The sequence below is a fragment of the Halomonas sp. CKK8 genome (assembly GCF_029625235.1).
Taxonomy (GTDB): Bacteria; Pseudomonadota; Gammaproteobacteria; order Pseudomonadales; family Halomonadaceae; genus Halomonas; species Halomonas ventosae.
The window spans coordinates 1,028,495-1,042,639 of the sequence record NZ_CP121193.1; the positions used below are offsets into that span (position 1 = coordinate 1,028,495).

Annotated in this window: 11 protein-coding genes; 4 read left to right on the forward strand and 7 right to left on the reverse strand. The window is 67.4% G+C overall.

Annotated features, from left to right (window positions below):
- Nucleotides 1-20 precede the first annotated feature (20 nt).
- The 5 genes from P8934_RS04845 to P8934_RS04865 form a co-directional block, all read right to left on the reverse strand.
- The gene (locus tag P8934_RS04845; protein WP_278033189.1) at nt 21-1,568 is read right to left on the reverse strand and encodes a PilZ domain-containing protein; all 1,548 of its coding nucleotides are present in this window, start codon (nt 1,566-1,568) and stop codon (nt 21-23) included.
- Entirely contained in the window at nt 1,561-3,522 is a 1,962-nt protein-coding gene (locus tag P8934_RS04850; RefSeq protein ID WP_278033190.1) for a glycosyltransferase, read from the reverse strand. The genes P8934_RS04845 and P8934_RS04850 overlap by 8 nt, the downstream gene beginning before the upstream one ends.
- A gap of 11 nt (nt 3,523-3,533) precedes the next feature.
- Complete coding sequence (locus tag P8934_RS04855; protein WP_278033191.1) at nt 3,534-4,880, reverse strand: UDP-glucose/GDP-mannose dehydrogenase family protein; 1,347 nt, start codon at nt 4,878-4,880, stop codon at nt 3,534-3,536.
- Nucleotides 4,881-5,186: 306 nt separating this feature from the next.
- On the reverse strand, nt 5,187-5,786 hold the full coding sequence (gene cobO / locus P8934_RS04860) for a cob(I)yrinic acid a,c-diamide adenosyltransferase (RefSeq protein WP_278033192.1): 600 nt from the start codon (nt 5,784-5,786) through the stop codon (nt 5,187-5,189).
- An 81-nt stretch (nt 5,787-5,867) separates the two neighbouring features.
- Nucleotides 5,868-7,364: a RimK family protein gene (locus P8934_RS04865; RefSeq protein WP_278033996.1), complete on the reverse strand. Its 1,497-nt coding sequence runs from the start codon at nt 7,362-7,364 to the stop codon at nt 5,868-5,870.
- A gap of 168 nt (nt 7,365-7,532) precedes the next feature.
- On the opposite strand from P8934_RS04865, the gene P8934_RS04870 reads away from it, so the two are divergent.
- The 4 genes from P8934_RS04870 (at nt 7,533) to pepN (ending at nt 11,791) form a co-directional block, all read left to right on the forward strand.
- Nucleotides 7,533-8,033, forward strand: coding sequence for a GNAT family N-acetyltransferase (locus P8934_RS04870; protein WP_278033193.1), 501 nt, complete (start codon nt 7,533-7,535; stop codon nt 8,031-8,033).
- Nucleotides 8,034-8,088: 55 nt separating this feature from the next.
- Nucleotides 8,089-8,574 (forward strand): YajQ family cyclic di-GMP-binding protein, encoded by a 486-nt coding sequence (locus P8934_RS04875; RefSeq protein WP_278033194.1) that lies wholly within the window; start codon nt 8,089-8,091, stop codon nt 8,572-8,574.
- A gap of 122 nt (nt 8,575-8,696) precedes the next feature.
- Nucleotides 8,697-9,074 (forward strand): YbaN family protein, encoded by a 378-nt coding sequence (locus P8934_RS04880; RefSeq protein WP_106229924.1) that lies wholly within the window; start codon nt 8,697-8,699, stop codon nt 9,072-9,074.
- 83 nt (nt 9,075-9,157) lie between these two features.
- Entirely contained in the window at nt 9,158-11,791 is a 2,634-nt protein-coding gene (pepN, locus tag P8934_RS04885) for an aminopeptidase N (protein ID WP_278033195.1), read from the forward strand.
- A gap of 225 nt (nt 11,792-12,016) precedes the next feature.
- Here the strand turns inward: pepN and P8934_RS04890 are convergent, their stop codons facing one another.
- Entirely contained in the window at nt 12,017-12,304 is a 288-nt protein-coding gene (locus P8934_RS04890; RefSeq protein WP_278033196.1) for a hypothetical protein, read from the reverse strand.
- 124 nt (nt 12,305-12,428) lie between these two features.
- Nucleotides 12,429-14,027, reverse strand: a complete 1,599-nt coding sequence (locus tag P8934_RS04895; RefSeq protein ID WP_278033197.1) for a cation:proton antiporter family protein — start codon at nt 14,025-14,027, stop codon at nt 12,429-12,431.
- Nucleotides 14,028-14,145: the final 118 nt, after the last annotated feature.

Genomic DNA, 14,145 nt, shown 5'->3' on the forward strand with positions numbered 1-14,145 from the left:
GCGGCGAAGGCGAGCGGGGATCACCCCGCCTCGCGTTGCTCGTCCTCCTGGGTGACGGCACGATAGACGCGCTCACCGAACTGGCCGACGGCACGCATGCCCTGCCAGATCCACTCGGCGGTGGCACCCAGCAGCGGAGCCTCGGTGAAGCGCACGTCCGCCGGCTTGCCGACGCTCTCGGCGGGGAGGCTCTTCTCGGGCACCAGCAGTACGCTGGCCACGTTCTGCTGCTGGCGGACCCAGCTCGGGAAGCCGGCACGCGGTTGACGCTCGATGTCGAGTGCCACGTTGCGCACCCGGGCGCGGATCGGGGTCGAGGCGTTGGGCAGCGAGACGTAGGCCGTCTGGTTGGGCTCGATGCGCTCGATGTCGTCCATGTGGACCAGCGCCTCGACCATGACATCGTTCTCGCCGGTGCGAATCAGGGTCATGATCCGCTCGCTCTCGTTGATGTAGGTGCCGTCGGCGCTGCTCAGGGCCCAGGCCACCAGGCAGTCACACGGGCTATAGATCTCGTTGCTGGCCTGGCGAGCCTCCAGGGCGGTGATGCGCGAGCTCTCCAGGTCGCGAGCCGTCTCGAACTGTGAGATGCGGGCCTGGGCAATCTCGGGCGATACCGTCTCGAAGTTCATGGCATCGCCGCTCTCGGGGCGCGCGGAGCTGGCGATGCTGACCTGACCGCCGCCGGCCGACTGGAGATGCTCCTTCAGGTTGGCGATCAGCTGCTCGTTGTAGTTCAGCGAGGCACGGGAGAGGATCAGCTCCGACTCCAGGTCGCTGTTGGTGATGCTGGTCAGCTCCTGGTCACGCTCGACCCGGTCGCCGGCCTGCAGGTCGTGGGCCTCGAGGATGCCCGGGCCCGGGGCACGGATGTCGATCCGGGGCGCGGTGACCGCGGCGAAGCTCGGCTCGATCAGCATGAAGTTGCGATAGGCCGTGGCCGCGGCCGCGAGGGCGAGGATCGCGATGGCGCTGAACAGCAGCACATAGCGTCCCTTCGGCTTGGGCGGGCGCGACGGGGGCAGGGGCGTGGACGGGGCCGCCTTGCGCTTGCGCGGGGTCTGCGGGTCCTCGCCCTCCATCAGTGACTCGATGCTGGCCTGGCGCCCGGTCAGGCAGCTGCGGACCACCTGGCGCAGCAGCTCGCGATGGGGCGGGTCGATGTCCGTGATCTCGAAACCGTTGACGTGGTGGCGCCCGTCGGCCTCGGCGGTGGCATGGCGGCACTCGGCCCGCACGGGCACGATCAGCTCGGTGGCCCCGACGGTCAGCAGCAGCGAGGCCGAGAGGCGCTCGCCCTGGCGCAGCGGACGCGAGGTGCGAACGGCGAAGCCGCCCACCGAGACATCGGCGCCGGGGAGTTCCTGGCCATCCTCGCAGCGGACCCGGAAGGGCGGTGAGACGCGGATGAACCGGCGCTCGTCGCGACGCTCGTGGTGGATCCGTTCACCCGGCGCCTCATGGCCGCCCGATGGGCTGCCGGCAGGCCCCGCGCCGCGGGGGGTGCCCGGGCCCAGGGTCGGCTCGTTGCGCTCGATGCCATTCATGTCGGAATGATGGTCAGACATCCTTTGCGTTCTCCTTGCTCTGTTGTTTGGCCGACGCCACGGCGTCGCCGGAACGGCCGGCTTCCACGCGGATTTGCAGGTCCTTGAAGCGCATCGAGTGGTGCTCCAGCTCCAGGGTGCAGCCGTCGGGCTGCGGGCAGGCCGCGGCCTCGGCAATGGGGCGCCCGCGGGCATCGCGCAGGTGACGGGCCAGTTCGGGCGTGACGATCAGGCGTGTGGTGTCCCGTGCGGCGCCCAGCAGATGGCCGGCGCGGGGGCGGTCGAGCCCTTCGAGCGCCTCCAGCAGGTCGTCGTCGAGGTGGAAGTCACCGGCCGGCAGCTGCACGCTGCCCCCCTCCGGGGCATCGGCGATGGCCAGTGACAGCCAGCGGTCATCCACCCGCGACTGCGCCTGCGTGCTGCCGCCACCGGTGAGGATGGACAGTGAGGTCCGGTCCGGGGGCTGCAGGACGCCGGTGGCCAGTATCAACACGTAGAGCAGCACCCCGTAGGCAAAGCCGTGCAGCACATGGCCCATGCGCCGCTGGCGCGTCACGGCCGCCGGGTCGTTGGGCTCGCCTGCGGAGATGCCCTGACGCGACCACTTCTGGCGGTTGAAGCGGAAGCTGACATAGGTCTTGAGCAGGGCACCCCACACCTGGTTGTAGTAGATCAGGGGCACCCACAGCAGGCTGTAGCGACCGTGCTGCCAGGCCAGGATCAGCGTCACGATGCCGCGGGTGAAGAGGATCCACAGGGCATAGGCGAAGATGAACGAGGGACGGATGAACAGGGTCACCAGGATGGCCACCGTGGGGCCGATCAGGGTGGTCCACATGGAGAGCCGCTGGTCGACCAGGCTCCACCAGGTGAACAGGCCCATGGGCCGCGGCCCCAGGGCGATGGCCCGGTTGCTGGTGCGCAGCATGTTGCCGTACCAGCGACGCATCAGGTCGGTGGTCGAATGGAAGAAGCGCTTGCGGTCGGGCAGTTCCTCGAAGCCCGAGACGTGCACATCCGGGATGTAGAGCATCCGCCAGCCGTTCTTCAGCAGCCAGTACCAGGTCGACTTGTCGTCGCCGGAGAGGAACTTGAAGGTGCCGAAGCGCCAGTGGTCGACGTGGTCGTTCTCCACCAGCTCGATGAAACCGGGCTGGGTCGCCAGGTCGGCCCGGAAGGCGCTGTAGCGACCGGTCAGCACCAGCAGGCGCCGGGAGACCGACATCGAGCTCATCACCAGGTGGCGCTGGGCATAGCGGATGTCGTACCACTCCTTGGTGGCGTCGCCCCCCGTGACGATGGCGCTGTTGTTGGTGGTCAGGGCGCCCAGGTCCTCCTGGACGCTGAAGAACGACAGCGAGCGCGACAGGGTGCCCGGCTCCAGCCGGATGTCGCCGTCCATGGAGACCAGCAGGGCGCCGGGTGCCGGCATGCGGCGCGAGATGGCGCGCAGCACCTCGGCCATGGCCGAGCGCTTGCCGTCGCCCTTCTGGAACATGTAGCGCAGCTCGATGTTCTCCGGCCAGCCGTTGTCCTCCATGACGTGGGTGATGACGTCCACGTCGGTGCGGTCCGACAGCGAGGCGAAGATGGTGGTGGGCACGCCATAGTCGGCAACCTCGCGCACCAGGGCATCGTAGACCTGGAAACTGACCTCGGGCTCGATGCGAAAGGAGGTGCAGAGCACATAGAGCTCCGGCGGGAGCGCCTGCTCCCCCGCGGCATCGGCCTCGGCCCGCAGGCGCGGGAAGATCCGGCGGTTGTACCATACCGAGCGCAGCGCCTGGATCAGCCACCAGCTGTAGCGCCAGATGCCCACGGCCCCGACGGCGAAGAAGAAGCTCTTCGACTCGGGGGAGAAGACATCCAGCGGCAGCCCGTCGATCACCACGATCAGCAGGGCGATCCCGAGGATGAAGGTCGCGACCTCCGTCGCCTTGCTGGCGACGGAGCGATCGTCAGGTCTGTTCGACATCTCGACTCCCCTCAGGCGAGCACGGGACGTACGGAGTCACCCCGGCCGATGGCGTAGTAGGCGAGGCCCGCGGCCTTGACGGTCTCGGGCTGGAAGAGGTTGCGGCCGTCGACCAGCACCGGCGAGGCGAGCGACTCGCGCAGCTCGGCGAAATCCACGGTGCGAAAGGCCTTCCACTCGGTGCAGATCACCAGGGCATCGGCACCTTCCAGGGCCTCGTTGCGCTGGCTGGCGAGCCTCAGGTCGTCGCGCTCGCCATAGATCCGGCGACACTCCCCGGCGGCCTCCGGGTCAAAGGCCTGGACCCGGGCGCCGGCCTCCCACAGGGCCTCCATCAGGGCCCGGCTGGGGGCCTCGCGCATGTCGTCGGTGTTGGGCTTGAAGGCCAGGCCCCACAGCGCGATGGTCTTGCCGGCCAGCTGGCCGCTGAAGGCCTGGCAGAGCATCTCGAACAGGCGACTCTTCTGGCGCGCGTTGACGCGCTCCACGGCGGCGATCATCTCGGCGGGGTGGCCGACCTCCTCGGCGGTATGCGCCAGCGCCTTGACGTCCTTGGGGAAGCAGGAGCCGCCGTAGCCGCAGCCCGGGTAGATGAAGTGGTAGCCGATGCGCGGGTCGCTGCCGATGCCGTGGCGTACCTCCTCGATATCGGCACCCAGCCGCTCGGAGAGGTTGGCGATCTCGTTGATGAAGCTGATCTTGGTGGCGAGCATGGCGTTGGCGGCGTACTTGGTCAGCTCGGCGCTGCGCACCCCCATGAACATCAGCTTGTCCTTCTGGCGGCTGTAGGGGGCATAGCATTCGTGCATGGCGCTCCTGACCCGCTCCGAGTCGGTGCCGACCACGATCCGCGCACCCTTGGAGAAGTCCTCGATGGCCGCGCCCTCCTTGAGGAATTCGGGGTTGGAGCAGACATCGAAGTCCAGCGCGACCCCGCGGCGGTCGAGCTCGGCGGCGACGGCGCGCTCTACCCGGCTGGCGGTGCCGACCGGCACCGTCGACTTGTCGACAATGATCCGGTAGTCATCCATGTGGCGGCCGATGGTCTCGGCGACCTTGAGCACATGGCGAAGGTCGGCGCTGCCATCCTCGTCCGAGGGGGTCCCCACGGCGATGAACTGCAGCAGGCCGAAGGCCACCGCCTGCTCGGCATCGGTGGTGAAGTGCAGGCGACCGGCCGCCCGGTTCTGGCGGATCAGGCTCTCCAGCCCGGGCTCGTAGATCGGCACCTCGCCGGCCTCGAGCCGGGCCACCTTGTCCGCATCCACGTCGACGCACATCACGTCATGGCCGACATCGGCCAGGCAGGCGCCGGTGACCAGGCCCACATAGCCGGAACCGAAGATGGTGATTCTCATGATCGCTGTCTCCTTGCTCGATGACCGGGGCGGCCGCCCTCGGCGGGCGGTCACGCATCCTCTGCTTTTCGATCCAGTCATAGAGCAAGGCGCATGCCATCTTAAGAAAAGATTGCATGATCAATTAGTTGGGGAAGGGGTGGGCCAGTTGGCCGGGGCCGGGCACATCAGGGAAGGAGATAACCGTCGCCATGAAGAGACGGTTATCGGGGAGGTGAAGGCAAGTCTTTAAAATCAATTAGTTAAGTGTTGCCTGACGACGACGTCCGTGACTCGTTTCTCGTTAAGTGATTGAAAATCATGGGGTCAATAGTCGATGCCGCGGCGGGCCTGGAGCCCGCTGTTGAAGGCGTGGCGCACCTCCTGCATCTCGGTGACGGTATCGGCCATGGCGGTGAGTTCCCGGTGGGCGTTTCGGCCGGTGATGATCACCGTCTGCTCGGCGGGACGGTTCTCCAGCGCGCGCTTCACCGTCTCGATATCCAGGTAGCCGAACTTGAGCATGTAGGTGATCTCGTCGAGTACCACCAGGTAGACGTCCGGGTCGGCGAGCATCTGTTCGGCCTTTGCCCATACCTCGCGGCAGGCGCGGGTGTCGGCCTCGCGGTTCTGGGTGTCCCAGGTGAAGCCGGTGGCCATGATGGCCACTTCCAGGTTGGGGTCCTCCGCCAGCCGCTCGCGCTCGCCGCACTCCCAGAGTCCCTTGATGAACTGCACCACGCCGACCCGGTAGCCGTAACCCAGGGCGCGGGTCACGGTGCCCCAGGCAGCGGTGGTCTTGCCCTTGCCGTTGCCGGTGAAGACCAGCAGTAGCCCGCGCTGCTCGGTGGCCTCGGCGACCTTCTCGTCGACACGGGACTTGAGTTTCTGCATGGCCTGCTGGTGGCGGGTATCGCGATCGCTCATCGGGGCTCCGTAGGTTGTACAAGGCTTGTCCAGGAAAGCGACAGCATACGCCACAACCGGGGCGGCGTCAGCCACTCGAGGTCACGCCCGCTCGCGCACCCGGGCCTCCATGCGGGCCAGGAAGACCCCCATGATGCGCTCGTAGAGCGCGCGGCCGAGCACGGCATCCTCGATGCCGGCGTCCACATTGGGGTTGTCGTTGACCTCGATCACCACCACCCGGTCACCGGCCTGCTTGAGGTCCACGCCATAGAAGCCGTCGCCGATCAGCCGGGTGGCCTTGAGCGCCGCCCGGATCACCGTCGTTGGGACCTCGGCGGGGTCATGGGTGGTGAAGCCGCCGCTCTTCACCCGGGCGCCGGAATGGTCGTAGATCTGCCAGTGGCCGCGGGCCATGTAGTAGCGGCTGGCAAACAGCACCTGGCCATCGAGCACGCCGATCCGCCAGTCGTACTCGGTGGGCAGCCACTCCTGGAGCAGCAGCAGGGCCGAGGTGGCGAACAGCCGGCTGGCCTCGCGCTCGAGCTGCTGCACCGACTCGACCTTGACGATGCCCCGGGAGAAGGCGCCGTCGGGAATCTTGAGTACCATCGGGAAGCCGAGACCAGCGACCCGTTCCTCCAGTGCTCGGCGGTCGCCGCGCTTGAGCAGGATGCCCTCCGGGGCCGGAACGCCCCGGGCCCGCAGCAGGGCGTGCAGGTAGACCTTGTTGGTGCAGCGCAGGATGTCGCGGGGGGCATCGATCACCACCAGCCCCTCGTGTTCCGCCCGCCGGGCCATGCGATAGGTGTGGTGGTCGAGGGCGGTCGTCTCGCGGATGAACAGGCCGTCGAACTCGGCGAGCCGGCCGGCATCCTTGCGGGTGACCAGCGAGACATCAATGCCCAGGCGGCGTCCGGCGCGGATGAAGGCCTTCAGCGCGCCGCGGTTGCTGGGGGGCAGGGCCTCCTGCGGGTCGATCAGGATCGCCAGGTCGAAGCGGTAGCGGCGCCGCGCCTTGGGCGTGCGCCAGACCTTGCGGGAGTGGCGGTTGAGGGCCGTGGCGAAGAGGTCCTGCTCCTCGGGCGTCAGGTCGCGCAGGCGCAGCGGCTTGAGGCGCGACAGGCGCCAAACGCCATGGCGACGCACCAGGCGCGCCTCGAGCAGCGGGCAGGGCAGCCGTTCGAAGAGCCGGCGCGCCAGCCGCGCCAGGCCGGGCTCCCGGCACTCGCCGAACAGCACCCGCAGCGACAGCTGGTCACCCGGCAGTGCCCCCTGGCGGGCCAGGTCACCGAGCAGCGGCGCCAGGCCATCTAGCTGGAGGTCGACCAGGATCTTGCGGCCGAGGGCGTTGAGGGTCTCGACCGCGGGCAGTACCCGCTGTCCCCGCGCCTGGGCCAGCAGCGAGACGTAGTAGCCCGTGCCCAGGTAGTCGAGCTCGCTGCACAGGTTGATCACATGGGTGGTGCGGTCCTGGTCGTCGCCGATGCGGTGTTGCCGGTCCTGGGCAAGGAAGTCATCGGCGGTGATCAGGTCCTCGGAGGGATAGTAGGGCCGCCAGTCTTCCAGTCGGTCGACGACGATGCGCAGCGGACACATGGTGGGGCTTCCGGGCTGGGCGGCGGGGTGCCGCCGGAATGCGGCCAGCATGCTCCTGAGCCCGCTCCCGGACAAGCCGGCGTTCGAGTGAAAAGATTTCATGGTCAACGCCGGTGACAGCGATATTGGCCATGATCACAATCGTCCCGAGATTTCCGGAGAACCGAGATGACCGTCATCCTGCGCCAGGCCCTGGGGCGCGACCTGGCTGCACTCTACCGCCTGGAGCAGGTGGCTTTCACCGGCGACCGCTTCAGTCGCCGCCAGCTCTGGCACCTGCTCAACCGCGCGAATGCCCTGACGCTGGTCGCCGAGCAGCGAGTGCCCGAGGGCGGGCCCCCGAGGCTGCTGGGCTATGGCACCCTGCTGTTTCGTCGTGGCACCCGCCGTGCCCGGCTCTACTCCTTCTGCGTGCATCCCGATGCGCGTGGCAGTGGCCTGGGCCGGCGGCTGCTGGTGGCCCTGGAGGCCGAGGCGCTGGCACGTGATGCCGAGGTGCTGGGCCTCGAGGTGCGCGCCGACAACCAGGTGGCGCTGGGACTCTATCGACGGATGGGCTTTCGCCCGGAGCGCTGGCTCGGCGACTACTACGAGGACGGCTGTGCGGGCTGGCAGATGGCGAAGCCGCTGCTGGCCGAACAGGGGGCCGCGCAGGCCCGCGAGGGCTGATAGAATCGTGCCATTCGTCCCCTCACAGTGATCCACCCTTCAGCAGGACATGCCCATGCCCTCCTTCGACATCGTTTCCGAGTTCGACAAGCACGAAGCCAGCAACGCCGTGGACCAGGCCAACCGGGAAATCCAGACCCGCTTCGACTTCAAGGGGGTCACCGCGAGCTTCGAGCTCAGCGGCGAGACGGTCTCGCTGGAGGCCGAGGTCGACTTCCAGCTCAAGCAGATGCTCGACGTGCTGCGCAACAAGCTCATCGCGCGCGGCATCGATGCCCGCTGCATGGACGTCCAGGAGCCGGTGCTCTCCGGGGTCCGCGCTCGCCAGGAGGTGACCCTCAAGCAGGGGCTCGACCAGAAGGAGGCCAAGGACGTCGTCAAGCGCATCAAGGAGAGCAAGCTGAAGGTCCAGGCCCAGATCCAGGGCGAGAAGGTTCGGGTCACGGGCAAGAAACGCGATGACCTCCAGGCCGTCATGGCCCTGCTGCGCGGGGAGGGCGGCCCCGACCTGCCGCTGCAGTTCGACAACTTCCGCGACTGACGGCTGCCTTGGCGCCTTGATCCAGGTCACGCCGATGGCGCCCATAGTCGCCGGCGATTGGCACGGGAGGGCAGAATGCTCTTCAATGGGAAGGATACCTGACTATCGGGAGTGAGCGTTCGATGCCCGTCGTTCGTCGTGTCGCCTTCATGGCCCTGGCCTGGGTCAGCTTCGGGCTGGGCGTGGTGGGTGCCTTCCTGCCGCTGCTGCCGACCACCTGCTTCATGCTGCTGGCGGTCTGGGCGGCCTCGAAGGGCTCACCGCGCTTTGCCGCCTGGATCCGCGAGCATCCCCGCTTCGGCCCCGCCGTGGTGGCCTGGGAGTGCGAGCGGGCGATTCCCCGCCATGCCAAGCGGCTGGCTACCGCCATGCTGGGTATCTCGATGCTGGTGCTGGCCCTCACCGTGAGCCTCTGGTGGCTCAAGCTGTCGCTGATCGCCGGGCTCTGCCTGGTGGGCGCCTGGGTCCTGTCGCGCCCGGAGCCGGTCGCCGTGCGCTGATCGCGACGGGCGTCGCATTGCTTTGAGCTCCGGGCGCGGGGCGCCGTACAATGGATGGCAATCACCGACAGGAGCCATCCTCGATGTCAGAACCGCAGCCGATTTACCTGAGTGACTACCGTCCGCCTGCCTACCGTGTGACCCGTACCGAACTGACCTTCGACCTTGACCCGGATGCCACCCGGGTCAAGGCGCGCCTGCACCTCGCGCGCCATCCGGAGCGCGAGGCCGGAGCCCCCCTGGCGCTCGACGGCGAGCAGCTGGCGCTCAAGGCCATCGCCATCGACGGCCAGCCCCTGGAGCAGGACGAGTACGAGGTCGGTGAAGCGGGGCTGGTCGTGCACCGGGTGCCGGAGACCTTCCTGCTCGATACCGAGGTCGAGATCGCCCCCGACGGCAACACGGCGCTGTCGGGACTTTATCGCTCCAGCGGCATGTTCTGCACCCAGTGCGAGGCCGAGGGCTTTCGCCGCATCACCTTCTACCCGGACCGCCCCGACGTCATGGCGACCTTCTCCACCACGGTGATCGGTGACGCCGAGCGCGAGCCCGTGCTGCTCGCCAACGGCAACCCGGTGGAGCGCGGCGAGCTGCCCGGCGGCCGCCACTTCGTCACCTGGGAAGACCCGCACCCCAAGCCCAGCTACCTGTTCGCCCTGGTGGCCGGCGACCTTCGCAAGGTCGAGGATGGCTTCACCACCATGAGCGGGCGTGACGTCACCCTGCAGATCTGGGTCGAGGAGGAGAACCTCGACAAGACCGACCACGCCATGGCCTCGCTGAAGCGCGCCATGCGCTGGGACGAGGAGACCTACGGGCGCGAGTACGACCTGGACCTCTTCATGATCGTGGCGGTCAACGACTTCAACATGGGCGCCATGGAGAACAAGGGGCTCAACATCTTCAACTCGGCCGCGGTGCTGACCCATCCCCATACCGCCACCGATGCGGCCTTCCAGCGCGTCGAGGGCATCGTCGCCCACGAGTACTTCCACAACTGGTCCGGCAACCGGGTCACCTGTCGCGACTGGTTCCAGCTCTCCCTGAAGGAGGGGTTCACGGTCTTCCGTGACCAGTGCTTCTCGGCGGATACCAACTCGGCGCCGGTCAAGCGCATCGAGGACGTCTCCTTCTTCCGCACCGCCCAGTTCGCCGAGGACGCCGGTCCCACCGCTCACCCGGTGCGCCCCGACCACTACATCGAGATCGGCAACTTCTACACCCTGACCATCTACGAGAAGGGCGCGGAGATCGTGCGCATGCTCTCGAACCTGGTGGGGAAGGAGGCCTTCCGCCGCGGCAGCGACCTCTACTTCGAACGCTTCGACGGCCAGGCCGTGACCATCGAGGACTTCGTGGGCTGCATGGCCGAGGCCTCGGGCCAGGACCTCACCCAGTTCATGCTCTGGTACTCCCAGGCGGGCACCCCCGAGATCGATGCCCACGGCGAGTACGACTACGCCAACGCCGAGTACCGCCTCATCCTGCGCCAGCGTACCCCGGCGACCCCGGGCCAGCCGGACAAGCAGGCCCTGCATATCCCGGTTCGCCTGGGCCTGGTGGGCACCAAGTCAGGCCGTGACCTGCCGCTGACCCTGGAGGGCGAAACGCTTGGCACCGATACGGTGGTCCACCTGCGCGAGGAGGAGCAGGAGTTCCTCTTCACCGATGTCAGCGAGGCCCCGGTGCCCTCGCTGCTGCGCGGCTTCTCGGCGCCGGTGAAGCTGTACTTCCCCTACGGTCGCGAGGACCTGGCGTTCCTGCAGGCCCACGACTCCGACGGCTTCAACCGCTGGGATGCCGGCCAGCGCCTGGCCCTGCTGGCCCTGGACGACCTGATCGCGGCCCACCGCAACGGCGTCGAGAAGGTGATGGACCCGCGGGTCACCGAGGCCTTCCGCGTACTGCTGGCAGCGGAGAGCGACGACAAGGCGGTGCTGGCCCAGATGCTGACCCTGCCCTCCGAGGCCTACATCGCCGAGCAGCAGCCGCTGGTCGACGTGGATGCCATCCATGCCGCCCGCACCTTCGTCAAGCAGAGCCTTGCCCTGGCGCTGCGTGACGACTTCCTGCGCGTCTATCGCGAGAACCAGGACGACGCCCCCTATGCGCCGGAGCCCGAGCAGATCGCTGCGCGCAGCCTGAAGAACGTGGCGCTCTCCTACCTCATGGCCATCGAGGACGAGACGGGACTGGAACTCGCCCGCGAGCAGTTCGAGGCGGACCACAACATGACCGACGTGCGCCATGCCCTGACCCTGCTGGTGCACAGCTCCCGCGGCGACATCGCCGACCCGGCCCTCAAGGCCTTCGGCGAGACCTGGGCCCACGACCCCCTGGTGATGGACCAGTGGTTCGCCATCCAGGTGACCCGCCCGCAGCCGGACGTGCTCGACCGCGTGACCTTCCTGATGGCGCACCCGGCCTTCTCGCTTAAGAATCCCAACAAGGTACGGGCGCTGATCGGCACCTTCGCCAACCAGAACCCGGTGAACTTCCACCGCGCCGACGGGGCAGGCTACCGGCTGCTGGCCGACACCGTGATCGAGCTCAACCGTCTCAATCCGGAGATCGCCGCCCGACTGGTCACCCCCCTGACGCGCTGGGCGCGCTTCGACGAGGCCCGCCAGGAGCTGATGAAGGGCGAGCTCGAGCGTATCCGCGCCGAGGAGCTCTCGCCGAACGTCTATGAGGTGGTAGAGAAGGCCCTGGCCTGATGAGGGAAGGGTAATTTCCTGCTGCGCTCGGGCTCTTGATAAAAGAAGCTGGCCGCCGGCGGTGCCGGTGCGCCGGCCCGGTCGTCTCCTCCATGTAGCGGGCTACACTCCGGCAGCTGCGCTCCGGCGGCGGCCAGCCTAACTTCGCTCGCTACGGAAATTCCTCCTTTCCTGATGCAAAAAAAACGTGCCGCCTAAAGGGCGGCACGTTGCATTAGGGAGGGGTCAGTTGATCAGCCAGCTCAGCACTGTAACCCCCAGCAGCCACCAGATCAGGGTGGCGACGAGGGCGCGGCGCATCAGCGCGGCGACCCCCTTCCACAGCAGCCACAGGCCGATCACCAGCACCACCAGGCTGATCAGCGTGGGGGCGATGCCCAGCGACTCGGAGAGCCCCTGCATGAAGCTGCGGGCCGCGTCGTCGATGCCCGTGAAGAAGCCGACGAGGCCATCGACGATGAAGCGGATGAATTCCCCGAAGGCGTTGCCGATGAAGGCGAAGACGTCGTCCATGGGTGGCGAGTTCCAGTCTGAGAGGGAGCGGTCATGTTGCATGCCCCGAAGGGCCTGGATGAGGGCATTCGGCATCACGCCAGGGCCCGAGTATCTCGAGAAGCGCCCCGGGGGGGCAAGTCGCTCACCCCAGCTGGCTGGCGCGAGAGACCACCCCGGCCTCCTCGGCGGCGCTGTCGGCCAGTGCCCGGCCGGCCTCGTCATAGACGTGGAAGACCGCATTGGCGCCCAGTTCGCGGATCGGCTCGATCTCCTCGGGGTATTCCACCACGGCGGTGATCTTGCCCGGAAACTTCCGGGAGCGCAGCTGCTTCAGCGCGAAGAGGTTACCCGCATGGTGCGGCATGGCCAGCACCACCATCTGGACGCCATGGGACATCAGCAGCTTGTCCCAGAAGTCCGAATCGACGGCATCGCCCTCGAGGATATTGAAGCCCCGCGCCCCCAGTTTCCTGACGCTCTGGGGGTTGCTGTCGATGCCCAGCACGCGCAGCCCGTACTCCTTCTGCAGGCGACGGTAGACGCTGCGCCCAATGCGTCCCATGCCCAGCACCACGGCCTCGGCGTCGCCGACCTCGATCGGGCGGTCACTCGGCGAAAGCTCATCGACGGCAACCTGCGGGAGCCGAGGCTCCAGCCAGCGGTAGAGTCGCTCGCTGAAGCCGTTGAGTATCGACGAGAACCCGAAGCTCAGCGCCACCGCCAGTGAAATCACCACCAGCCACTCCTCCGGGAGCCACTGGCTGGACACCGCGATGGCGCCCACGATGAGGCCGAATTCCGAATAGTTGGTCAGGCTGAGGGTAGCCAGCAGCGAGGTGCGATGTCGCATCCGGAAACGCATGAAGACGAGCTGATAGATCACGCTCTTCAACGGCAGGATCAGCACCAGCAGCATGGCGATGGCGAGCATCTCCGTACTGGGCATCGCCGTCAGCCCGATGCTCAGGAAGAACCCCACCAGCAGCAGCTCCTTGAGGCTGAACATCGAGCGGGCCAGGGTCTGTGCCGCAGGGTGGGGGGCCAGCAGCAGCCCGATGATCAGCGCCCCCAGGTCCCCCTTCACGCCCACCGACTCGAAGAGGGCGTAGCCCAGCACCAGGGCCAGCAGCATGCCGAAGAGCATCTGCATCTCGCCATGGCCGAGCCGGTCGAGCAGGGCTCGCAGCGCGGGCGCCAGGGGAATCAGCAGCACCAGGCCCAGGGCCCAGGGGCTTGGCAGTTCCCCCGTGGAGGCAGTGATGAAGATCACCGCAAAGATGTCCTGCATGATCAGCACGCCGATGGCCAGGCGCCCGTAGGCGGTCTGGGTCTCGCTGCGCTTCTCCAGCACCTTGACCACGAAGACGGTGCTGGAAAACGAGAGCGCGAACCCCAGCAGGCCCAGGGTGTGCCAGCCCGTGTCATCCAGCAGGCCCAGCCCCAGCCACTTGAACAGCGACAGCAGCGCCACCATCAGCAGCGTCGAAGCCAGCATGTGCAGGGAGGCGCCCCCCCACACATCCCGTCGCAGCAGGGTGCGCACGTCGAGCTTCAGGCCGATGGTGAACAGCAGCAGGGTGACCCCGATGTGGGCGAGGGTCTCCAGCAACGGGGTCTTGTCGTAGCCCAGGGCATTGAGCACGAAACCACCGGCGAGGAAGCCCACCATGGGTGGTAGACGCAGCATCACGGCAGTCAGGCCACCGAGAAAGGCCGCGAGAAGAAAGGCCGGTTCGATCATGCTCACTCCCTGTTCGGCACGCGACGGCAAGACGGATAGTGTAGGGAAATCGTAAGCTGATTGGCATGCATGATTGAGATGCATGAGTGGGCGTACGCCGTCATCCGGTGGCGGTGTC